General features: G+C 45.2%; 4 protein-coding genes and 1 pseudogene. All 5 read right to left on the bottom strand.

Translation table 11 applies throughout. The features are described 5' to 3' along the window. Positions 1 to 10 precede the first annotated feature (10 nt). Complete coding sequence (locus CAPGI0001_RS02725) at positions 11 to 13,285, bottom strand: T9SS type B sorting domain-containing protein (RefSeq protein ID WP_162013384.1); 13,275 nt, start codon at positions 13,283 to 13,285, stop codon at positions 11 to 13. 452 nt (positions 13,286 to 13,737) lie between these two features. Continuing rightward, the gene (locus tag CAPGI0001_RS02730; protein ID WP_002666797.1) at positions 13,738 to 18,738 is read right to left on the bottom strand and encodes a DUF4132 domain-containing protein; all 5,001 of its coding nucleotides are present in this window, start codon (positions 18,736 to 18,738) and stop codon (positions 13,738 to 13,740) included. Between the two features lie 39 nt (positions 18,739 to 18,777). Further along, positions 18,778 to 23,787 (bottom strand): annotated as a pseudogene (locus CAPGI0001_RS02735) (DUF5724 domain-containing protein). A 19-nt stretch (positions 23,788 to 23,806) separates the two neighbouring features. Further along, positions 23,807 to 24,100, bottom strand: coding sequence for a type II toxin-antitoxin system RelE/ParE family toxin (locus CAPGI0001_RS02740; protein ID WP_002666807.1), 294 nt, complete (start codon positions 24,098 to 24,100; stop codon positions 23,807 to 23,809). Then, positions 24,072 to 24,332 carry a hypothetical protein gene (locus tag CAPGI0001_RS02745; RefSeq protein WP_111986533.1) on the bottom strand — a complete coding sequence of 87 codons (261 nt, stop codon included), beginning with the start codon at positions 24,330 to 24,332 and terminating at the stop codon, positions 24,072 to 24,074. The genes CAPGI0001_RS02740 and CAPGI0001_RS02745 overlap by 29 nt, the downstream gene beginning before the upstream one ends. Between the last annotated feature and the right edge of the window lie 45 nt (positions 24,333 to 24,377).

Raw genomic sequence — 24,377 nt, forward strand, 5'->3', positions numbered from 1 at the left:
TCATTGATCGCTACCTATAAAGGGTGAAGTGGCCTTTGAAGGTACGGCTGTCATCTGGCTCGTTCAGACGAAGTACATACCAGTAATCTCCCGTTGGAAGTGGTTCGCCTCCGTAGGTACCATCCCACTCTTGACGGTTGTTCAAGGTCGCTATCTGGCGGCCGTAGCGGTCATAGATGATCGTTTCGGCATGTGGATAGCTGGCCAAGTTCAACGGTGCCCATGTGTCATACTCGCCATCTCCATTCGGTGTGAAGTAGTTCGGTATCACCACATCCATATATTCCTTATAGATAAATACTGAATGAGCACATACCTGCTTGCCTCCATTCTCTTGCTTGAGCTCGCCCTTGCTGTCCTCTACATATACACGGACTTTCTTCTCTACCTTGCCTGTGGCTGGGTTCACCTCTTCATAATCCGTCTTCTGTACGTAGTAAACTACCTCATCTCCTGCCTTCACATCGTCCACCTTCTGTACATAGTGCGCCTTAACCTCTTCTCCTGTGTGGTATTGAGCTCCACTAAAGTATACCGTATAGCGCTCTTTACCTCCCTCTACTTTCACTTTTACTAAGTTAAGGTCGTTGGCGATACTCTGGTTGGTGATCTTGATCGGTGGATAGTACTCAATATTGAGTTCTCTCACTTCCTGACACAATGGCGGATCACTCATCGCTGGGTTATCCTTATTGAAATAGTACAAGTGCAATTCGTATTTGTTCAAGCCTTCTTGCAACGGACGTACCGCATTGAGCTGTGCAAGTAGCGATGCATGGGCTATCTTGTACATATTGTGCGTATTATCAGTTCCTGTAGGCGTAGTTCCATTGAACTCATATCGCTGGATTGGGGATCCACCCTGGGTGGTAATCGCATATCGCAAGCGGTTTATCGCTCCTCCTGAACTTGGGTTGATTACCAAGTATGGAGTCGTTACCGATACATATACATCGTAAGTAGCTTCGGCAGCTGTGTCACTATTAGGACCTGAACCATCCACTACCAAGACCTTGTTGTTCTCACTGATATCCGCATTACACTGATAGTGTTGTGTGATCACTCCTTTGAGGTCTACCCCTTCTATGATCTCAAACTCTTTCTTCTGGCTACAACCCTTAGCGTCTTTCACCACCAAGAGGTATTTACCAGCCTTAAGACCTTGTATCTTGAATGGTGTAGCTTCTCTCTCTCCTGTACCTCGCTTAGAAGTGCTTTCTCCGTTTTCGAAGAATACCTCCCAGCTATACTGAGGATTTCCTCCCTTGAGTACATACTCTATCTCTCCATTGGCTTCGCCCTTACATCCTACATGGGTGATGCTATTCTGAGTGATCAGTATCGGTGTAGGTGCGATGATCGCTGTATTGACTACCTCATAGATACATCCATATTCTGTATCTTTCACTCCTACCGTGTAAGAGCCTACAGAAAGGTCCTTGAACTGGTTGTTCGTACCCTGCCATCTGTAAGAGCCATCGGCTTGTTTAAGTCCATATTCGTACTTACCTGAGCCTCCCTGAGCTACTACCTCGAAGGAACCATCAGCGCCATCGTGACAGCTTACGCTAGTGATCTTATCTGCCTGCGCCTTAAGCGGTGTCTTTGGAGCTACCAGAATCGGTGCAGAGTCTTTTCTACATTCTCCATGACCTGCTACCTTATGGATTACAGAGATTACATAGCTCTTAGTTGTATTGGTCTGAAGATCCACATCCAACTCAAAGCGGGTATTGTTATGAGCTACTCCATCGAGCAAGTAACGTACATTAAGCGCTGCTGATGCAGGTTCTACACTGGCCTCTACCACATACTTAATCACATTGTTCACACACTCGTACTTACCTTCGCTGAGCTTGAGGGTCACCTCTGAGCCCGCTTCTATGGTAAGGGTTGCTTCGGCTTGACAGCCATTCTTATCTCTTATCTTGATGGTATGGTCGCCAGGGGCTAAGCCATCTATGAGGGTACCATTACCATCACTATGGTATTCAACCCATGTAGTGCCTCCATCCTTAGAGTATTCGTATACCTTATCATTGCCCACTGTTCTTAGTGGTGTTCCTCCAATCACTCGCAAGTAAGCCTTTCCGTCATTGCTTCCAGCACAGCTTTCGTGCTCTACCGTATCCATACGTACTGTTACGCTTAGCGGATCCGGTTCGGTGATGGTAAACTCTATAATATCGGTTCCAAGTGGTGTAGGTTGACCTTTCTCCTTAATCTCATTAGGACGACAACCATTTTCATCCTGTACAATCACATAGTACTTACCTGGAGCTAAGCCTTCGAACTTACCACCATTGTCCAAGAAGCGGTCTAAGCGAGGACTAATCGCATAGGTAAGCTTTCTCTGAGTACCATCAAGTTTGGTCTGACCTGAAGTTGTAGTGATCTCGATAGAACCATCATGATCTCCGTTACAAGTCACCTGTTTCACTTCGTATTCTACCGTGTACTTGGTTTCTTGTTTTATCGGTACTTGAACTACCTTAGGAATACATACTCCCACGGCTTGGCTAATCTCTACGCTATAGTCATCAGAGGCATCAAGTCCTTCAAATACTCCTTGTGCATTCGGATTCGGTGTAGATAAGCCTGGTACAACACTTCCATTTCTCTTAAGGGTAAAGACATAAGGCTCATCGTTCTTACCTCCTGTAGCTGTTACCACAATCTTACCATAAGAGCTACCATAGCACTTGAGGCTTGTCACACTCTTATCATTATCTATAGCGCCATCTATCGGATTCACTTTGGCTACATGTACCTCGTTGGATTCTCCTTCGCAAGCACCTGTACCTCCACCGTTATCCATTACCTTAGCATAGTATACTCTATCCGAGCTTACTGGTGTAGTTACTGCTGCGGCAAAGACAGCCGTTACTCCTGTCTGGTAAGCTCCCGTAATAGTTGGGGTTACTGGCACTAAAGTACCTGGACGACCTGCACTAATGTCATAGAGTTCTACCTTATAAGTACCTCTTGTAGGATTCATATTCGGTCTGCCCTCTATCTGTACGGTGATGTCACCTGCTGTATTACAGCCTGGGTACTTAGTCAATTCCGCTCTGGCAATGATTGTACCTGGGTCATTGACTGTTACAGGTTGTGAATCAACCTTGTCATCGGCACAAAGCATATCCGAGGTGATTCTGATAAAGTACTTACCAGCTCCTAAACCAGAGAAGGTTACCGTACCACGAGTGGTTGGGTTATCATCTGGCAAGATTCTACCTAAGGATCTTTCTGTGGTCGCATCGAACAACTCGTAAGACAAGCGTCCTTCTATCAACGTTGGTGTAGATCCTGAAGGTGATGGTGTGGTAGCTGTTACACTACCTCCTATTACCCCAGTGAGCTTAATCTCTCCATCCTGAGAGCCTACACAGCTTGGTATCTTGGTCGCTGTTGGTGCATTCGGTGCTTGTAGCTGCATAGATGGACCATGGTAAGGCACAAAGGTAAAGCTATCCAATTTCCTTGTACATCCGCGTGAGTCTCTCACTTCTATATAGTGGGTACCCACCCCTACGGTAAAGGTCATCTGATCGGTGAAGCTACCTGCATTACCATCGGTTACTACTCGGTATTGGTATGGTGCTCCCCAACCTCCTGTCGGAGCTGAGGTAACCCCTATCTGAGCATCGTTCTGAGCTTCTCCATTACAGTAAGTCATATAGCGCAATACCTTGCTCACTGCATTGATATTCTGTGGACGGGTAGCTGTAAGCTGCGCCGCTGTCTTACACTGTGTACCCACTACAGTTACCTCAGTCTCAAAAGTTATCGCAGTACCCTGTGGTACATCTCCTACAGGTATATGTACGGTCATCTGGTCTGAAGCTCCATGCCCTGTCTGGGTACCATAGGTAGTTCCTCCTGACTTCTTCACAAACCAAGTATATCCTCCAGTACCTATTTCCCCTTCTACTTCTACTCTGAAGGTTACACCAACTGTACCTGGAGCAGGTGAAGCAGTATCTCCACAGATTCCTGCCGTTACAAAGAAGTTCACTCGTGGTGCTTTAGCCTTCTCTACTCTATATCCACTTGGTACCACAAAAGTACATCCTGTATCCTTATCGGTCAAGGTAATCTCATAATCGGCACTTTCTTCGGCGATCTGAGGGAAGGTAATCGTACCTACCCCTGTACCCCCTATCTGAGCAGTACCCGCTGTTCTGGCAGCTGAGTCATAGCCTGCTACCTCAGTAGGAGCTCCTGCTCCGGTCATCTTTCTTATATATACATTGTATCCTCCTGTATTTGAACCATTCGTACGGGTCACTGTCATGGTCACCTGTTCCGTACCCGTTGGCTGACAGCTCATCTGTTGGGTACGATGGAAGGTTGCCCCTGTGATCTTTTGTAGTGTCTTAACAGTTCCTACGAATGAACCTGGAATAGCCAATACACATCCGTTCGCATCCGTTACTTTTACTACTATCGTATAATCCACATCCTTAGCAGGAAGGTCTATAGTGGCATTCGCTGTGTACACTGTAGGTCCTGGGTAAGGTGCTGGAGGTGTAGTAGAGGTTACTGTCTGAGTAAGGATTACATTACCTGCCTCATAAATCTCTACCTTATAAGGTGCAGTACCTCCCTTAATATTGAGGTAGAGCTGTGCATTGGACTGCTTAGGCGTTACCCCATAGGAAGTGGCAGCACCACAACCTGCCTGAACAATCTCTATACCTGGGTTGGCAGGTGGGTTGGCATCAAAGGCTGGGATAGGACGTTCTGTTATCTGAACTACCCCTCCAGAGAAGCCTGTAACATCCTGACCACAACTACCATTGGCTGAGCTCTTCACTCTGAGCTGGTAGTAACCCGCCTTAAGTCCTGTTACCTTATAGCGAACTGTACTTGTAGTACGCTCTATGATGTCTCCATCACCTACTGTACCTGATCCTATAAATGAACTTGCAGCTCCTGTCGTACTGTAGTATAACTCATATACAAAGGATACATTCTCTCTTCCTGTGGTAATGGTACGGGTAAACTCAAAGCTACCAGTAGTACCTCCTGGGGTACAACCTACTACATTGCTAATCTTCGCTGGGTCTATCGTATGGCGTGCCTTTAGATTGTTAGGATCTTCCGCAGGATTCACCACAATAGGCGCACTGGCTACATACTCATCACAATACTTGTTACCCAAATCCTTCACCCATACGTTGTACGTAATTGGTGCTGTTGGGAATGGTGGTACTGTATAAGTTACCTTAATCTCCTGGTTATGTAAATTTGTACCTACAGGGGTTACCGCTGTGGTAAAGGTAGTACCTGCTGGTGCTGTGGTCAAGGCATTTCTTGTGCCTGCGGCTACTCCTGTACCCTCAGTTACCTTGATCAGATAACGATTACCTGCTGGTGTAAATGGTGCAGGTACCGTAGGTGAGGTCACAAAGTCTGAACCACTAGTGATCTTCAAGTCAAACGTCGCTGTATATACCCCTGCATTGTCACAAGCCATATCCGTCTTCTTCTCAGCGGTAAACTTAAGCTTAGGATATGTCAAACGCTCGTTAGCTCCCGGTGGCGTTCCTCCTGCATAAGTAATGTTCGCTTCACAAAGACTCTCTTTAGATCTTACCTTAACCTTATTCTGATCAAAGAGCGCTGGTATATCTACCTCAACCGTTGCGGCTGGGAAGGTCGTATAGGTACCTCCTCCATCAATAGAGTATTCGTAATCAGCAAAGGTAAGTGCCGTACCCACTGTCGCATTGATATTCGACAAGGTAATCTTCAGCTTATAGTTCACATCGTTGGCATCACAAGCATTCGCTCCTGTAGCAGTCTTGTTGATATCCAAGGTCGCTGTAGCAGTATGCTTGCTAGAGAGGAACTTACCTAAGGCATTACCACTTGCGGTAGCAGTTACCTCACAACCTGTTGCCTGATCGGTAATTCTTACCTTGAAGGTCAAGGTTGGGAATACTGTACTCCACCAGTTGGTACCCGTTACATTGAAATCTGTCTCTCTAAGATCAAATTCTACATCAGTAGTAAGATCTGTTATATTACGTTTTACTATATTTCTTCTTAAGAAGGAAGTGGAAGGTGCTGTTATGTTATCTTCCATCAACAAGCTATATGTAAATGGTCCATATCCGCCTGTTGCTCCACCCTTGACAGTGAGTTTGGCTGTACCATCCTGACAGTTCATTGGTTTGGTCTTCGCTGCCACTACTGAGAGAGTACCAGGAGTCAATGCACGACCTGCTGCTGGTGGGGTCACTGTGATATCTCCACTATAAGAATCACAACCCGCTGCAGTGAAGGATATCACATAGGGTTGACCTGTCGCAGGAAGCGGTGTAGGTCTGTTGTAAGAGATCTCATAGGTATTGGATCCCGCTGGAGTTGGGTTCGCTGTACCTGTACCTACCTGTGTGAGACCTGTATTGGTCTTTTCATAAATCTTATAAGGTAAGGCTCCTCCTCCCCCTGTAGTAAGGGTGACGTGGAAACGTATGTTCACTGGTGTGCTTGCATTATCACAAGCCACTCCTCTACTTGCTGAGTTATCCACCTGAATAGCAGGGGTATTGGCAGAGTTTGTAGGTACTTCCAAACCTTCGTTACATTCTCCTGAAGAAGAAGAAGTCTCATAGACTACATTTACTGTATAATTCCTACCCTTCTGAAGGCCAGTGAAAGTGTAGGTAGTTCCTGCTGCATAGTTACTATGAGGCCCTGAGGTCATTTCTGCTGTATGGGCAATATTATCATAGTTAAGATAGAAGGTTACCTTGTGATAAGTTCCCGTAGCACCAAACTTCACATCCAAATCAAAATTACTACAATTAGCATTTACCTTAGGTGTAAGGGTCAAATCATTAGCTCGACGTGCAAGGGTAAACTCAGGAATATCCTTTGTACATACCACGGCATTGTCAGACTTCCTTCTTACTCCTATCTGAGCGGTAAACTTATCTCCTATGGCCACACCTCCATACATCGCTCCTACCAAGCCTTGACCTGTGTATGGTGCCTGTATAGGTCGCTGTGCTTCTGTCTTCCACTGTTCGTCTCCATTGGTTACTGGAGCTCCATTATGTCGTACCAAGCGGTATACTATCTCATACTCACTGGCTGGAACTATGGTACTAGTTGCCTTTAGAGCAAAGGCCATAGTAGTATCTGTACAGTTAGGGTTAGACTGAGTCACTGCTCCTGAAGGAGAGAAGTTAATACTCATATCTGCAATGGTAAAGGATTTACCCACCATCCCTGGAACAGCACAGTTACTATTACCCTCGTCGTATATCTCTACCTTGTAGGTTCCTTTGGATAAGTTGTCTATCACATAGCCTGTTACTACCATCTCTCCCGTAGTTGGATTGATCGTTACCTTACCTGCTACTGCTACCTTAGGAATACGATAGGTTACTGTTGGCAAAGCCGCAGGAGCTGTTTTGGTTACTTCCACACGGAACCCTCCTTTACCACGGAAACGCTCAATCACCAAGCTACCACCCTGTCCATCTTCACAGGTAGCACTGAAGGATGTATGCTTGATAGTGCCTGAAGGATCTAAATCACCTCCTGTAGGTACTGGATCTTCAATATGAATAGGTGTTGTGGTCACTTTCTTACCACAAGTAGGAGGTGTTGCCGCTATATCCTTAATATATACATCCCAATCACCACCCGTGGTAATACCTGACTTCGCGTTGGTCGCTGTATAGTCACTATCCTGTGGTGGAGTACCCGCTGGTACAAAAGCATAGTGATAAGTAGGGGTTGAACTACCACCTCGTACATGGTTCACTGTGATACTTCCTGGAGTTACTGGATTAGGAGGACAGGCTGCCGCAGGATGAACTACGGTATAGTCTGCCGTAGTTAGGTTCTCAATCTCTACTGGGATTGATACCTCTATCTCTTTCTCACAGCTGTACTCATCCTTAGCTCGGATAAGGTAGGTAACTCCTTTTGTCCAACCATCAAGGGTTGTTTTAGGAATGGTATTACCAGACACCGCTGTCCATGTAGCATCACCCTGTTTCTTCCAATCATAGGTTACTGGCTTGCCATTGCTTGCACCTCCAATGAAAGTGTGGCTAAGCTCCATGTCACCTATACCATTGGCAACCACACAGTTTTTGTACTCTGCTTTCACAGTACCAATCTTATGGCGTGCTTCTACCTTGTAGGTGAAGGTGCCATGACCTCCATTACAGTTGTTGTCGTCTGTAATAGTTATCTGGTAAGTACCTGCTACCACTACATAACGGTAGTTTCCATTCGAATCTGGAGTGAGAATATCGGTAGCTCCTGAAGGAATTTTTACTACCTTAATCGTATATCTCAGCGGCGCGCTCGGTGTCTGCTTACCTCCCATGATGTTGAACACTCCTTGGTTAGTACCCGTTGCATTCTGAGAGAAGATAAGCATCTGCTTCCTATCTATATTACAGTCTAGGTAATCTATAGTCCTATTCTGAGTTACTGTTACTTTAGCATTTCTCTTGATCTCAAAGTCCTGTGTAACCTCACAAGCCTGATCATTGCTGAACTTCTTCTGATGTCCAGAGGTAATCTTCAATGTATAAAGACCTGGAGCTAAGTTGTTCACAGTAAGACCTGCTGTGTTATTAGTGCCTCCCTGTACCTGGGTAGTAGTGCCTCGAGTTACCACCTTCCAAGTATATGCCACATTGCCATAGTTGGCTACCCCAAAGGTAAGCTTACCATCATTCAAACCATTACAAGTCTCATCTATAGTAGTATGAGAGGTGATTTTCATCTTCTTGGCATCTGTTGCTTCTATAGTAGCTGTTAAGTCTACATAACTACTAGGACAAGCCTTAGGCTCTTGGTATACATAGATATCGTCCAAGGCAAGGTCATTACCCCCTATGACAGGGCTCTTGCTGACGATCTCAATACGCAAGGAGGTTACCCCTGGAGAGGCTAACTCACCAGAGAACTCATGCCATGCGTTAGGATCATGACCATTGATAGGTGGAGCCAGAGTAGTAGACTCTGAAAGCACTGCATTTGTTAGCTTATTCACCAAACGAATTTGGAAAGATGGTGAGCCACAAGAAGAACAGTGACAGAGATTGTATACATACATCTTGAACTTAATAGGTTGGGTAGGTACGACATCCTCTACCTCTTTGACATAGATAGGACGATTGAAACCTATACTACCTACGTTCATAGCCAAGTAGCGCCCATTGGTAAGCCCTGTATGATCATTAGGTTTTGTCCAACAACCATTATTCAAGACAAGCGTTCCATTCTCGGAAGAAGTAATCACATATTCCCCATCATTGATGAACGAACTTTTGTTAGGCTGACAAGCGTAAGCTGAGTATACATTCGGATCACACCTATTTTCCCCTTGCCCAAAATCTTCTTGTATCAAGACGATAGGGCTAGGATTTGCGGTTTGCTTATAGAACACCCTTACGGTCTGGGTACCTGATGTGGTAATCGCTGGGAAGACCACATTGGGTACTGTACCATTATTGAATGTTCCCGTAGGAGGGGTTGTAGGTAGAGCTCCTGGTGTTGCTCCATGGGTAGGAGTGTGTACAGTAAGGTAGCTATAGTCTGTACGGCTGGAAGTGACCTTCATACGAGCGATTCCCTCGCAGTCATACTCTATCGTACTGCTAAGGACAGGCTTGGCGATAGGCGCCTCCACCTGTAGGGTCTTACTCCACTCACAGAAAGGCTGTCCGGCAGCTACTTTATTTCTTACCCGCACTATATAGGTATCAGGACGAAGGTTAGAAAAGCTCTTAGTTGTCTGCCAAGCTCCTCCATTGATACTATATTCATATATATTATTAGTTCCGCCTGTTACGTTGGCCACATAAATCTCTGCAGAGTTAGGTGGTGTATCACAAGCAAGCTGTATCACCCCAGCAAATGCACGGATAGGTCCATTGCCCTCACTTATGTTGGCTTCTTTAGGATCGGTATGTGGTGGGTTACAGTCAGTACGAGTCTGTCCGTTCTCAAGCTGATAAGTGATACAATCTTCTGGATAATGACAGGTTACTGTACCCTTAGTATAGTAGATACGTGCACGATAGTCCCCAGGAGCCAAGCCCGTAAAAGTAGGATCTGATTGATCCTTGATTGGAGACGACCAATCAGGCCAAGTGCCGTTAGAGTTCTTTTTGATCAACTTATACTTTATGGTATAGTCTGTAGTGACAAAGTTTGCATTGATGTTATCCACCTTCAGGCTACCTGTAGCAGGGCCACAGACTGCATCAACCACTTTGGTAAGGTCAAAGGTTGGTTTTTCCTGATAAGTGTAAGTAATATTCTTTGTCGCTGCACAGTTATTTTCATCATATACTGTTACCTTATATATCTTAGAACCAGGTCCTGCCCAAGGATCTTTGATCTTGAGAGTATAGGTGTGTACCTCAGGGGTTCCTGCCTTGTTCTCGAAGACTTCACTTACATTATTATTATGAATACCATCCACGATGAAGTGGTAGCGCCCATTGACAGAATTGAGCTTACCTCCCTGTACGGTAACGGTGAGTTCCTTTTCTAAACCACAAGTGATGGTCTTGGCCGCTCCATTGTTAATCTTCAGCTCAGGGATCTGAGTAATCTCAAAATTACTTTGTGTCACAGAACAGCCTGTCTTGTAGGTAGGAGTAAGTGTTACTGAATAGTTATTACCTGCTGCAAGTGAATGAAGGACAGCCTTGGTAGCAGGGATATTATCTGAGTTAAGCTGGGTAGTATTAGTTACTGTATAAGTATGTATAAGAGTTGTACCCTTCTTCACCTCTATCTTGACAGGGAGAGTGACATTGGCATCCAAGACTATACGCATCTTTCCAGTGTTAGGATTGGAGCTCACACACTTGACCTCCTCTACCTGTGTAAGAGTAAAGGCATTAGTAGTAGTTAATTCATATACATCTACTTCCTTAATATATTCACACACATTATTTTGAAAAGGTGTAGCACCTCCAGTGAGTTTTTGGCGAATATACACTTTATAGTGTCCTGCTTGTGTTACAGGAATATCTATAGCTGTCTGCCCAGTAGGAATATCTGTATAATTGGAAGAAGCAGGACCTTGCAACTTGTATTGGAAAGAACCTGTAGGGATTCCTGTTATTTTGATTTTCCCAGTACCACAGATGATATTTTCAGCAATAGCATTATAATTAACCTCTCCCTTATAGGCACGGAAGTGATAAGTAAGTGGACAATTGGCATGCCCTAATCGCACGGCGAACTCTGTACCATTGGCATATTTCACCAAGGCAGGTGTCATGTTCAGATTCTTACCTGTATGTATGAACTCCCAGTTACTATCTGTTTGTATACCTGTGTTAGCAACCTGAGGAGGACAGTCATCTGCAGCTCTTTGGGTCTTATATCGATACCAAGTCACCTGCGTATCCGAAAGTGTAGCATTGTTGATAGCCATAGGTACATTGGTATTACATACAGAAACCCCGAGATACTCTATCCCTGTATTATTACATACCTTTCGTTCAGTGACATACGAAGCATCACGCATAGGATGTCTTTCTTCCCCAGTACGTGTCTGCACATTATATTTTATTCTTAACTGGTTGTTACAACGGTTTCCTCCTGGTGGCAGTGTACGCTCTACCCAATATACCCCTGGGGTCGAGATTTGGAGATCCTCAGTGGTAGCGATTGTACCAGTCTGCCCCTCCTTAGTCCACTTCCATGCAGCAAAGCCAGCTCCTCCTTTTAGGGTCATATTGCCACAATAAGGCAAGTCTTGAGCCTGACAAGTATCATCCTTGACAAAGAAAATTGTTGCACTCTCGTTATTTTGGTCACAAGCGCTCCCAGTAGTAGCGGATGAACCCGTGCGATATTCCTTATTGTCCAAGACCGCATGATAGACCATTTCTGCTTGGTTTTTGAACTCATTGGAACATAAGTCAATAAGATTGGCACAATCAGGCTGTACCTTCACATTGATTGTAATAGATGCCGAGAAAGGTGCTGTAGAAGAATGTTGTAAGAGTGAAGGTGACACATTGAACTTCACCAAGGTCCGCCCTGTATTATTATAATTGGGTGTTGCTGAAACAAAAGTCACCCCCGAGGGTAATGTTTCAAAATTCTCATAGGTTACCCCTTTAGGAAGTAAGTCCTCCAAGACAGCATCACGGACATTGTCATTTCCTATATTACGGAACTTAAGACGATACTTGAGCGCTTCACCAAATGCGGTTGTCTTCCCTGTAAAATCTTTCCATTGAGCATTCTCTAAGCCTAGTACTTCCTTATGTGTTTCTATGTGAGGGGCTATAGCATCAACAGATAAAGCAACTGTATAGGTTATATAAGCATCTGAAGCAACAAATTTAATTGTCAAGGAAGTATCACCATTCTTTATAACAGAATTATTAGGGTTTGGGATATCAAATATATCTATATCTATGTGATTAGTTACACTAGGATTTCGAGGCATTGCTGCTTCTGAATGATTAAAGGATATTGTTTCATCCATAAAATCATTATAAGCATTAGGGTTAGAGGCTTGTCCTTGCTTTACTTCATTTATCCGTATTTCATCACCTGCTGTATATGAGGTTCCTTTATCTCCGGCTCCTGTAAATATACCCATACGAGCTTTAATGGGAGCTGGTGCAGGAGGAGTCTGAAATCCTGTAATAGGAATTGTTTTTGTTTGTGTACCATTATAATTAAAGAAATTCCATTCAGCTCCATCATATATATATATCTTTTTAGAAGTAGCTGCTTGTATATCCTCATAGACAACAATCAATGTCCATCCTCCCCAACTTCCTATTGTATTGGGAGAATAAATGCCACTAACTGTGTATTCTCCATTATTAAAATTAGCACCTTTACTTTGTAGTAAAGAAGTTACATCTTTAAAACAGTTATAAGAGTCTCCACTATTAGCAAAATTTGAATACATATGAACATCTGCTCGTAAATCACGAAATTGTGTATCCCCAGGCATTTTAAATTTTACCTGTTCTATTCGTGAATTGTGTCTATCTCCTATAGGAACATAAGCTGACCAATACAATCCAGCCCATTTTACACGAAGACAACTACTATGTGTCGGAACTTTCAAAGTAGCTGAACTTTGAGCCTCTGTAGAGAAATTACGTATATTACCTATTTGTATAAAATCCCCCTTAACAGCTTGCCCTCCATTATTCCATCGGAGTGACACGGGTGTATTATTAGGTTGTCCCCATACCCCAAAAGAAGAAAGGAACATACACAAGGCAAACAATATATATAGATACTTTCTCATGGCAGTATATTTTTTTGTCTTAAAAAGTTTAGTCTTCATAGGATAAATAATTAAAAATTTTTAGATTTTGTTGTGCAAAAAATTGGTTCACAATAGGATAGATTCTTCCTCAGTCCTTTATTATTACTAAGAAATTATTATAAACCTATCAAAAAGCAAAGTTATAAAAAATTTTTAATTAAAAGGATTTTTTTTCAAAAATATTCATGAAATGTGCATAATTAATTACGAACAGGAATTTTTAACATCGAGCAAGGATTAATAATAACAATCAAGAGTTGAAATTATCCAACTTCTAACCCTATGCAAGAGACAATAAATTGTTTCTTAGAGCATTAGAAATAAGACATTTCAACTCTTGACTATATTAAATTGGGATACGCTTGCCTTTCATCATGTGGGTGTACCCTTACTCGTGCAGATTTTACCCCTACATAGGCGCAGCCCTCTGTTTACTTTATCTGTCTGAGGATAGTAGGATCCTTGATCTTGTCGTCCTCGGCAAGTAGGCGCATCTTGGAGATAATCTCTGCCGACTTGGGATCGTCGTCCACAAAAGGTAGAAATACCCGTCCGCGGTGTTGGCTCTGTACCGCAAGGATACTCAACTGTAAGCCTCCTCGGCTTACCATACTGCTGCCCAAGTGGATGCTGTACTCGCCCAGCTTGCCCTTGACAAGGATATGGCGCTCCTTAACCTCCACATTGGTGAGCTTAAAGAGGCGCGCACTCTCTCTGGCCAAGGCTGCTCGCATCTGCATCGTACTATGAGAGGCTTCAGGATCTACCCCTCCTACATGGGCAACACTCACCACCAAATCCACATCACGCATCACCTCGCTGAAGATTACCGGATTAATCTCCTTCATTGGCACTTCCTTGCCATCCTTAAGACTGTAGAAGACTACATATTCTAAGGTTGGTGCTTCCACATCCGAAGGGGTATACCAGTCAGCTGCCGCATAGATCGTCGCACGGAAGCCTTCCTTATGATATACTCTTTGGAGTCCTTCTTCGTAATTCACCGTCCAGCCACGACTACGAAGCAGTGCCACCGTCTTTTGGGGCTGTACTTGGTGACCTTGGTAGCGCTCACTGCGGTTGCTGGTTTCTAATTCATCCTTGGTGGGAATATACAATTCTCGGAATACTTGCTTGAAAGGTTGCTTGAGTTCCTTGTCAAACAGATACTTTTGGTACAAATCCCATTGTACCGCATAGAACAAATGGCTTGGGTGGGCAATCAGGAGTTTGTCATCTGCTTTGAGAGCTACCTTTTCACCTTCCGCATTGAGCAAATGCCCGTCTTGCCAAAAGCCTGAAGCCTGTGTCTCAGGATTGAAGAGTACCAGCTTGCTGAGCATCGCTCTTACCACTGGGTGTTCCATGATACGATGTAGCTCAGCCACAGTAAAGAGTGTTTGGCTAAGCATCGCTTGTTCCAAAGATAGGCGGGTACGGCTGTACTGCTTGGTTAGGTAGGTTTTCCCTTCCTTAAGGGCTTCTACCTCCTTGCTTTTCTTATACTTATCAGGGACAGACTTGAGGGTCTTGTCGCCTTTGGTGACTTCCAGCTCTGCCTTGCCTTGCTCGTCAATCACCAGCCTAATCGTAGTATCGTCCAAGGTGAGGGTGGCTTTTTCCATAATCTGTTGGGTAGCCTTGGCCTCCATTGCCCAGCTAAAGCGGATACTATCTTCATAGCCTGCATTGCGGGAGAGGTTATCCAAGCCTATCTCCACGGCGTTCTTCTCGCTCTCTTGGCGCTGTTGCCCGAACTGTTTGCTTTCCTTGAGGAAAGTCTGCAAGAGGTTATAGCGGCTGACTAAGTCTTCCTCTTCTTTTTTCTTGTTGATAGGCACCAGACCCAATGCCATGACATAGTCTTTGTCTCGCTTTTCAGTGATTTTCTGAATGACTTCGCTTAGCTTAATCTCGCCTGTAAGCACCGCTGAATAGAGCTTTACGCGACGATAGCCCATACCTTCGGAGAGATACTTGGCCGACTCTTGGATAAGCTTCCATCCTTCCTTGCCCACTGCCTTATGCACGCGGTGGTACCAATCCACATCGATAGCCCCACGCTGAAAGTCGTCACGGGGTACGGAGGAGTATTGGGAGACGATGGTTTCTTTTTCTGCATCCATATAGTCGGTGGTATGAGCGATAAACCACCAGACAGCCTCACGGAAACTTTTGATCTTGAGGTAGTCACCAATCCACTCTGTCCAGTGAGGCGCATAGCAGGCCGCTTCCACCAGGCGCTTCTTATCAAGCTTTACCTCATCCAAGTGTTTCTTAAAGGCAGTGAAAGTATCGGTAGCACTCGGTTGGCTTACTTCCAAGATACGGCTAAAAGTAAAGCGCTTACTCACTCCACTACCATAACCCTTAGCAAAAGGCTCCTTGCCCATTCGTTCCAAGGCTTCAAAGAAGTATTGGGCACCCTCTATCTCACTGAGTGAACTGATATATACGGAGGCATCGGTAGGCAAGTCGCCACGCTGTAATTCTACTTGGAGCATATGGGTTCTGATCTCTTCCAAGAGGATCTCAGGGAAAGTAAGGGTATCCTTGATCCACTTAGGCAATCGTCGGCTAAAGTGATTTTCTGCTCCTTGTGCCATAGCAAACAACTCATTATTGAGCAAGCAGAAGAAAATAAGATCATCGGTGGTAAGTCTGCCCTTGTTATAGAGCATGAGAGTCAGTTGTAGCAAGCCTTCGTTGATGCCAGGCAGGCGCTCTTCTCGGCGTACAAAGTTGCGTACATAAGGAAGAACATCTTTTATCGTATTCTTCTGGGCATCTAAGTCCTTCTTTACTTCTATATATAGGTAATAGAGGATTTGCCAAAGCCTAAAGAGCTGATCATCGGTATAATAAGGGAAGTCTCCATCGTCCCCATAATAGACTACGGCGGCATAATCCGTCACTACATCGTCCCAATCCAAGGAAGAATAACCGCGCTTGTAGATCTCCCCGCGCTTTTCCTTGGGGAAAGTAGCCAAAGCATCTTCAAAAACAGAAAGCTTAAAGCTTGCCAAAAGCGCTCTGTCTTCACTATAAGCATTCATCAGATAGCCTAATAGGCTTTCTGCCCTACGGGCTTCTCCATAGTAGCTATGTACTTGCCCCTCAAAACGCACCTTGAAGTCAGGGTAATACATAGCCAAATAATCATCCAAGCCTTGAGGTATTGCGTTTTCATAGTAGAGATTGCCGCAATAACGTTTGGCAAAGTAATACTCAACCTCATTGAACTGGTATTTCTCATGCCAGCCTTTCCATAGGTCGGTCAATGGCAGGTCTTCGAGTATTTCCATAGGAGTCTCATCATCCTTGCCTTTGTGCTGACGCCTGATGACATTGCCTAAGAGGATTGTCTCGGTAGCTCCCTGATAGCCTTCGTACTGGTATTCGTAATCCTTGTTGGCACGCCACAAAGCCAAAAGTTCACTGACCCCCTCTCCTACTTTTTGTATATTTACAAGCTTGTCAAAGAGGAAACCGACCTTTTTCTCTTTGCGTTCCTTATCAAACTGAGGCTTAGGAAGATCAAAGGAAGTTAGGTTGTCCAAGTTGAGCACTCCAAAACCATTGGTAAGGTCATAGCGTAGCTCGGTAGCCGTTTCGGGATTATAAGTGAGCTTGTCCATCAGTACCTGTTCATTTTTGGAGAGCTTGCGCCCCTTATAAGCTTCCACTTGTTCAGTTACATAGTCGGTAAGCCTTCCTTCCTCCTGTAATATGGTGAGGATTTCCAAGGCAGCTAAGCGCTGGTCGGCATTCTTGGAGACAATCATACGGGAGGTGCTATCCTTAAGCACCGCTTCGGGTTGCTTAACGAGCAAGGCCACGCTCTCCTTGCGTTGTTCCTTGTTCTTGCGGGAGAGTACCTGCTCAAGGGCGAGGATATCGTCCTGCACCAAAGGCACTTTCTTGAGCACCTCCATTGCTTTGCTCACCACATAAGGTCCCTTGTCATTCAGGGCAGTACGCACCAAGGTACGTTGCCAGGAGTCGGCAGGGTAATCCTCTGGTGGCAAGTTTTTCTCTTCCTCTGAATAATAACTATAACGACCTCGAGAGAGCACAGGGAAGATATCGTCGAGTAGGATATGGCGGACATCGACAGGAATCTCAGCAAGTTCTCCTGCCAGAATCTGTTGCTGTTGTTCGTTGGCTACCTTGAGTATAGACTGATAAATATCCAAAGGTTTTACTGTAAAATTAAGCCAACGGAAGCCGAGCCCTTCAAAATTTTTACCATCCTTAGGGAGTTTGTGCGCTGCTGTACGCATTTTCTCAAATAGTTCTTGTGGAATCTCTCCCTTAGGAAGATTTTGTAGAATCCAATAATCCCAAGCCGGTTCTATCCCGAAGTATTTCTCTGCAAAGGGGAGAATCTCAGAGGTTTTCTTTTGGGTCTGGTACATAAAATAAAGCACTGCCACACAAGCCTCATAGCTGGTCTGGGTATTGTTCAGAGCTTCTGTAGCAAGGCTTAGTGCCTCCTGTACATTATAGACAGCCACGGCCCATAGGGCTACATAACGTTCTACATTATCTTTGCTACTGACTGCTTCACGTGCTTTATCCAAATCCACCAAATAGGTCTGTGCTAGCTCCAAAGTCCGTTTGACCACCGCTTGCTGAGGGGCTTCCCAGCCAAAACCAAACCATACATCTACCGCACGTACCACACTGCTAAAGCGAGTGAGGTTGTGCTCCAAGATGAGTGCTATAAAGTGCTGAAGTACAGGGATAGTCGTCTCATCCAAGGATTCCAAGATAGTCTGCCTGAGTCCCTCCTGAAGCTGAGCTGCTAAAAGGAGCTTCTCTACCAAAGTATGGTAGCGAGGATCCTTCACCATCAGAGCTGCCTTGATAAGTGATTCGCACACCCCTCCTATCTCATGTTCGCCAAAAAAAATCTCCTCAAAGAGTGGATAATAGGCATCGGGATTCTCGGAGAGCACCACAACAAAGAAATCTTCTTCTCCTCCTTTGTAGAAGGCATACTGGAACTGCTCTTCCACAGATAGGGCTCCTACTCCTACGTTATAGAAAGAACGAAGTCTCTTGAGGGTTCTGAGCTGTTCCGCTCTATAGTCCTCTGGGTTGGGAGAGCGGAAAGGACGTCGATTATAAGTGTAGCTATAGGGAAACTGGTAGGCAATATCCCAGACACGCTGTATATACGGTGCTTGCACCTCACTGAAAAGAAGTGTCGCCAAGGCCTTCCCTTCTTTGGTTTCCCAAAGCTTGTCAGGCAATCCCAAAGAGGGAAAATTAGCTTCAAGATGTCGCTGTTCCTTAGAGGACGACTTATTAAGGATGTACTCCCCCAACTTTTGATAGGATTGAGAAAAAGAAGCTAAATCCTCTTTTTTAAGTTCTTTTGCTTTGAAAGGAGCAAGGTATTGATTTACTTGTTCTTGTTCGATCATAATGTTAATGATTAATGGTTAATGACTTCTGCTTACTGCTTACTTTATCTGTCTGAGGATAGTAGGATCCTTGATCTTGTCGTCCTCGGCAAGTAGGCGCATTTTGGAGATGATCTCTGCCGACTTGGGATCGTCATCCACAAAAGGTAGAAATACCCGTCCGCGGTGTTGGCTCTGTACCGCAAGGATGCTCAGCTGCAAGCCCCCTCGGCTTACCATACCACTGCCCAAGTGGATGCTGTACTCGCCCAGCTTGCCCTTGACAAGGATATGGCGTTCCTTAACTTCCACATTGGAGAGCTTAAAGAGGCGCGCACTCTCTCTGGCCAAGGCTGCTCGCATCTGCATAGTACTATGACTCGCTTCAGGATCTACCCCGCCTACATGGGCTACACTCACCACCAAATCCACATCACGCATCACCTCACTGAAGATTACTGGATTAATCTCCTTCATCGGTACTTCCTTGCCATCCTTAAGGCTGTAGAAAACTACGTATTCTAAGGTTGGCGCTTCCACATCTGAAGGGGTATACCAATCGGCTGCCGCATAGATAGTGGCACGGAAGCCTTCCTTGTGATATACTCTTTGGAGTCCTTCTTCGTAATTCACCGTCCAGCCACGACCACGGAGTAGTGCCACGGTCTTCTGGGGCTGTACTTGGTGACCTTGGTAGCGCTCACTGCGGTTGCTGGTTTCTAATTCATCCTTAGTGGGGACATAGAGCTCTCGGAATACCTGCTTGAAAGGTTGTTTCAATTCCTTGTCAAAGAGATACTTCTGGTACAAATCCCACTGTACCGCATAGAACAAATGGCTTGGGTGGGCGATAAGAAGTTTGTCATCTGCCTTAAGTGGCGTGAGTGTCCCCTCTGCACTGAGGAGCTTGCCGTCTTGCCAAAAGCCTGAAGCTTGTGTCTCAGGGTTAAATAGTACGAGCTTGCTAAGCATTGCCTTTACCACTGGGTGCTCTAGAATCTTGGACAATTCAGCCGCCGTAAAGAGCGTTTGTGAAAGCATCGCTTGTTCCAAAGATAGGCGGGTACGGCTGTACTGCTTAGTAAGATAGCTCTTGTTATCCTTGAGGACTTCTACCTGCTTGTCTTTCTTATACTTATCAGGGATAGACTTAAGGGTCTTTTCTCCCTTGGTGACTTCCAATTCTGCCTTGCCTTGTTCATCAATAACCAACTTAATAGTGGTGTCATCCAGCACAAGGGTTGATTTCTCCATAATCTGTTGGGTAGCTTTGGCCTCCATTGCCCAGCTAAAGCGGATACTATCCTCATAGCCTGCATTGCGGGAGAGGTTATCAAGTCCTATCTCGACCGCGTTCTTCTCACTCTCTTGGCGCTGCTGACCAAACTGCTTACTTTCCTTGAGGAAAGTCTGCAGAAGGTTATAACGGCTTACTAAGTCTTCCTCTTCCTTCTTTTTGTTGATAGGCACCAGACCTAATGCCATCACATAGTCCTTATCACGCTTTTCTGTGATTTTTTGGATGACTTCATCCAACTTGATCTCGCCTGTAAGCACCGCAGAATACAGCTTTACACGGCGATACCCCATCCCTTCGGAAAGGTACTTGGCTGACTCTTGTATGAGCTTCCAACCTTCTTTGCCTACTGACTGATGTATGCGGTGATACCAATCCACATCTATAGCGCCCCGCTGAAAGTCATCACGGGGTACGGAGGAGTATTGGGAGACGATGGTTTCCTTTTCCGCATCCATATAGTCGGTTGTATGAGCGATAAACCACCAAATAGCCTCCTTGAAATCCTTGATCTGGAGGTAGTCCCCTATCCAGTCTGCCCAATGTAGGGCGTAGCAAGCCACTTCGACCAAGCGTTTGTCGGTGATTTTGGTCTTGTCCAAATGTGCCTTAAAGGCAGCAAAAGTATCGGTAGCGCTCGGCTGGCTCACCTCCAAGATATGGCTAAAGGTATGGCGCTTGGTTACACTACTGCCGTAGTAATAGCCCTTAGTAAAAGGCTCCTTGCCCATACGCTCCAAGGCCTCAAAGAAGTAGTGCATGCCCTCTACCTCTTGCAGGTATTGTATATAGATAGAGGCATCGGTAGGTAGGTCTCCCCGCTGTAGTTCTAACTGGAGCATACGCGTTTTGAGCAGTTCCAGCTGGGTGTCGGGGAAGATAAGCGAAGCTCTAAGCGCCTCAGGCAGCCTTCGGTAGAAGTAGTTTTCTCCTCCTTGCACAACAGTGAAGAGTTCGTCCTCCAAAAGGCAGAAGAATAAGAGGTCATCTGCCGAGAGTTGGCCTTTTTGGTAGAGGTTTAGGGTCAGCCCCATCAGACTTCCTCCTATCCCTGGTAGGCGTTCGTCCTCACGTACCTTGGCACGTAGCCCTGTCAGTACGCTCTGAGGGGTATAAGAAGAAAGGTCGTTCTTAGTTTGTTTTTGGGCATAAGTGTAGTAAAGCAACTGCCAGAGCTTAAAGCGCTGCTCAGGGGTATAGTATTCTATATCCCCTTCTTCATCTTGGTCTATAGAGATGACATAGTCTTGGATGACATCTGTCCAGCTCAAATCTTCGTAATCACGCTCTATGGTTATGTGGCGCTTTTCAGGTGGATAGGTAGCCAACACATCTTCAAAAACAGAGAGCTTGAAGCTGGCCAAAAACGCCTTGTCCTGGGCATAAGCCTCGCTTATAGGGGTCAAAAGATCTTCCAAGCGGCGGGCTTCACTGTCGTAATAATTTCCCAAATCACCCTTGAAAGCTACCTTAAAGTCAGGATAATAGCCTGCCAGATAGTCCTTTAGTTGCTTGGGTACTTTGTTTTCATAATAAAGATTTTGACAATAGCGGATTGCATACTGGTACTCTATCTCATTGAGCTGGTGCTTTTGGTGCCAGTCTTTCCATAGCACTGCCAAAGGATAATCCTCCAATACCTCCATAGGGGTTTCGCCCTCCTTGGTAGCATGCATTCGATAGATTTGTTGCCCCAGTAGCTGTGTCCTTGTTTCCCCTTGGTACCACTCACAAGCATATTCGTAGTCTTTGTTCTTGCGCCATAGGGCTAATAGGTCGTTAAGGGCTTCTCGTACTTTCTCCACCCTTATGATTTTGTCAAAGAGGAAGCCCTTTTTTTCCTTGCGCTCCTTATCAAACTGAGGCTGAGGCAAGGCAAAAGGCGTAAGCCTGTCAAAATCAATCACGCCAAAACCATTGGAGAGGTCATAGCGCTGCTCCCCTGTCTCATCAGGGTTGTAGGCGAGCTTGTCCATTAGCACCTGCTCGTTCTTGGTGAGCTTACGACCCTTATAGGCTTCTACTTGCTCAGTTACATAATCGGTAAGCCTTTCTTCCTCCTGAAGTACAGTCAAGATTTCCAAAGCCGCCAAGCGCTGGTCGGCACTCTTGGAGACAATCATACGAGAGGTACTATCCTTAAGTACTGCTTCGGGTTGTTTGATAAGTAGTGCCACACTCTCCTTGCGCTGTTCCTTGTTCTTGCGGGAGAGTACCTGCTCTATCGCCAAGATATCGTCATGCACTAAAGGTACTTTCTTAAGAATCTCAAAAGCAATCTCGGCTACATAAGAAGCTTTATCATTTAGGGCGGTACGTACCAAGGCACGCTGCCAAGAGTCGGCTGGATATTTTTCAGGTTTCTTTTTCTTCTCTGCTGGACTCTCGTAATAGTAGCGCCCGCGACCCAGCACTGGATACACATTCTGCAGAAGGTTCTGGCGCACCTCTACAGGAATTTCCGAGAGTTCCCCTGCCAAGCGCTCTTGTTGCTCCTCATTGGCTTCACCTATGAGAAATCGGTAAATATCCTGTGACTTTAGGGTAAAGTTGAGCCAACGGAAGCCCACACCCTCAAAGTGTTTGCCCTCCTTAGGTAGCGCCTTGGCAACCGCCTGCATACGGTCAAAAAGCACTGGGGAGAGACTACCCTCGGGGAGGTTCTGCAAGAGCCAACAGTCCAAATCAGCCGCTTCTCCGAAATGGTTTTCCGCATAAGTGGCTATCTCCCAGTCGGTTCTTCCAGTTTCTCGTACAAAGTAGAGGGTAACGATACGCCCCTCATGACTTGTCTGAGGGTCTTGGATTGCCTTCACCGCTAAGCTGATAGCCTGTTGTACACTGTGTACCCCCACCGCCCATAGGGCGACATAGCGTTCTATATTGTCCTTACTACTCACTGCTTTCTCAGCAGCTGTGTGATCAGCAAGGAAGGTTTGTGCCAGCTCCAAAGTACGCTTGATCACCGGCTGTTGGGGGGCTTCCCAGCCAAAACCAAACCATACATCTACCGCACGTACCACACTGCTAAAGCGGGTGAGGTTGTGCTGGAGAATGACTCCTATAAAGTGCTGTAAGGAAGCCAAAGAGGTGCCGTCCAAGGATTCCAAGATTGTTTGTCTCAAGCCTTCCTGAAGCTGAGCGGCTAAAAGAAGTTTCTCCACCAAAGTGCGGTAACGCGTATCTTCCACCATTAGGGCGGCCTTAATCAGTACGGTACATACGCCCCCTATCTCGTGTTCGCTGGAGAAAATGTCCTTAAAAAGCGCATAGTAAGCATCAGGATTCTCTGAAAGCACCAAAGCAAAGAACTCCTCCACATTATACTCCCTATAGATCACATATTGGAATTGCTCGGCTATAGGCAACACGCCCACCCCTGAGCCATAATAGTTATGCAGTGTAGACATCTTAGAGAGTTGCACCTCGGTATAGTCGGCAGGATTTTCCGAGCGGAAAGGGCGACGCCCCCACCATCTTAGGTAGGGATAGGCCAGCAGAGAGTCCCAGACACGCTACGCGTAAGGGGCTATTTCCTTACCAAAGAGTAGCAAGGCAAGTGCCTTTCCTTCCTTGCTCTCCCAAAGCTTATCAGGGAAGTTATAGGAGGCAAACTCTTGTTCAAAAGCTCCTATTTCTTCATATTCCATAAGGCCAGTAATATACGCGCCCAACTTTTGATAGGGGGCGGAGAAAGAAGCTAAATCGGCTTCTTTGAGTTCTTTAGGCTCATGCTTGCCTAAGAACTTTTCGGCTTGTTCTTGCTTGATCATTCATTTAAGGGTTATAAGATTAAAAAACAGGTAGTTGCTTAGTACTTCTGAAATCTCTTATCTCTACAGTCTGATTTTCTTCATCTACTTTATAATAAAGCGCAAATCTTCCATTTAGAAAGAATCTTTTGTACAAATCTAATTTCTTACTATACTTAGCTGAAAAATACGGGTTTTCGGCGAGATTATCCTCCAAATTTTCAACAGCTTGGATTATCTTAAGGGAATAATTAAAAGAACCATTATGTTCCTCCCAATAGTCAAGCGTTTCATAGTACTTACTTTCAGCTTCTATCAGCCATTTTACTACCATATCTTTCTCTTACTTTTTTACGTACTTCCTCACTACTGACAACTTTTCCTTCTTTTGATAGCTGTTCTGCTCTCTCAAAATAGGCGATTTCCTCATCAGTGAGTTCATAATAAAAATCGGTTTCTTCCTCCATCGCTCGGCTTAAGAGCTGGTTGTATTGCGCTATAGGAAGCACGGCATACATAGCGTTACCGTCTTCATCGTTAAGGAATTGAGGCGTTAAGGCGTTCATAATGGTCAATGATAATGATTAATGGTTAATGATTAACGAATAGTG

It is taken from the genome of Capnocytophaga gingivalis ATCC 33624, assembly GCF_000174755.1.
GTDB classification, from domain to species: Bacteria; Bacteroidota; Bacteroidia; order Flavobacteriales; family Flavobacteriaceae; genus Capnocytophaga; species Capnocytophaga gingivalis.

What these genes read in the sequence shown, in the direction of transcription:
- CAPGI0001_RS02725 (WP_162013384.1), bottom strand. Translation starts at nt 13,285, where the DNA reads ATGAGAAAGTATCTATATATATTGTTTGCCTTGTGTATGTTCCTTTCT.
- CAPGI0001_RS02730 (WP_002666797.1), bottom strand. Translation starts at nt 18,738, where the DNA reads ATGATCGAACAAGAACAAGTAAATCAATACCTTGCTCCTTTCAAAGCA.
- CAPGI0001_RS02740 (WP_002666807.1), bottom strand. Translation starts at nt 24,100, where the DNA reads ATGGTAGTAAAATGGCTGATAGAAGCTGAAAGTAAGTACTATGAAACG.
- CAPGI0001_RS02745 (WP_111986533.1), bottom strand. Translation starts at nt 24,332, where the DNA reads ATGAACGCCTTAACGCCTCAATTCCTTAACGATGAAGACGGTAACGCT.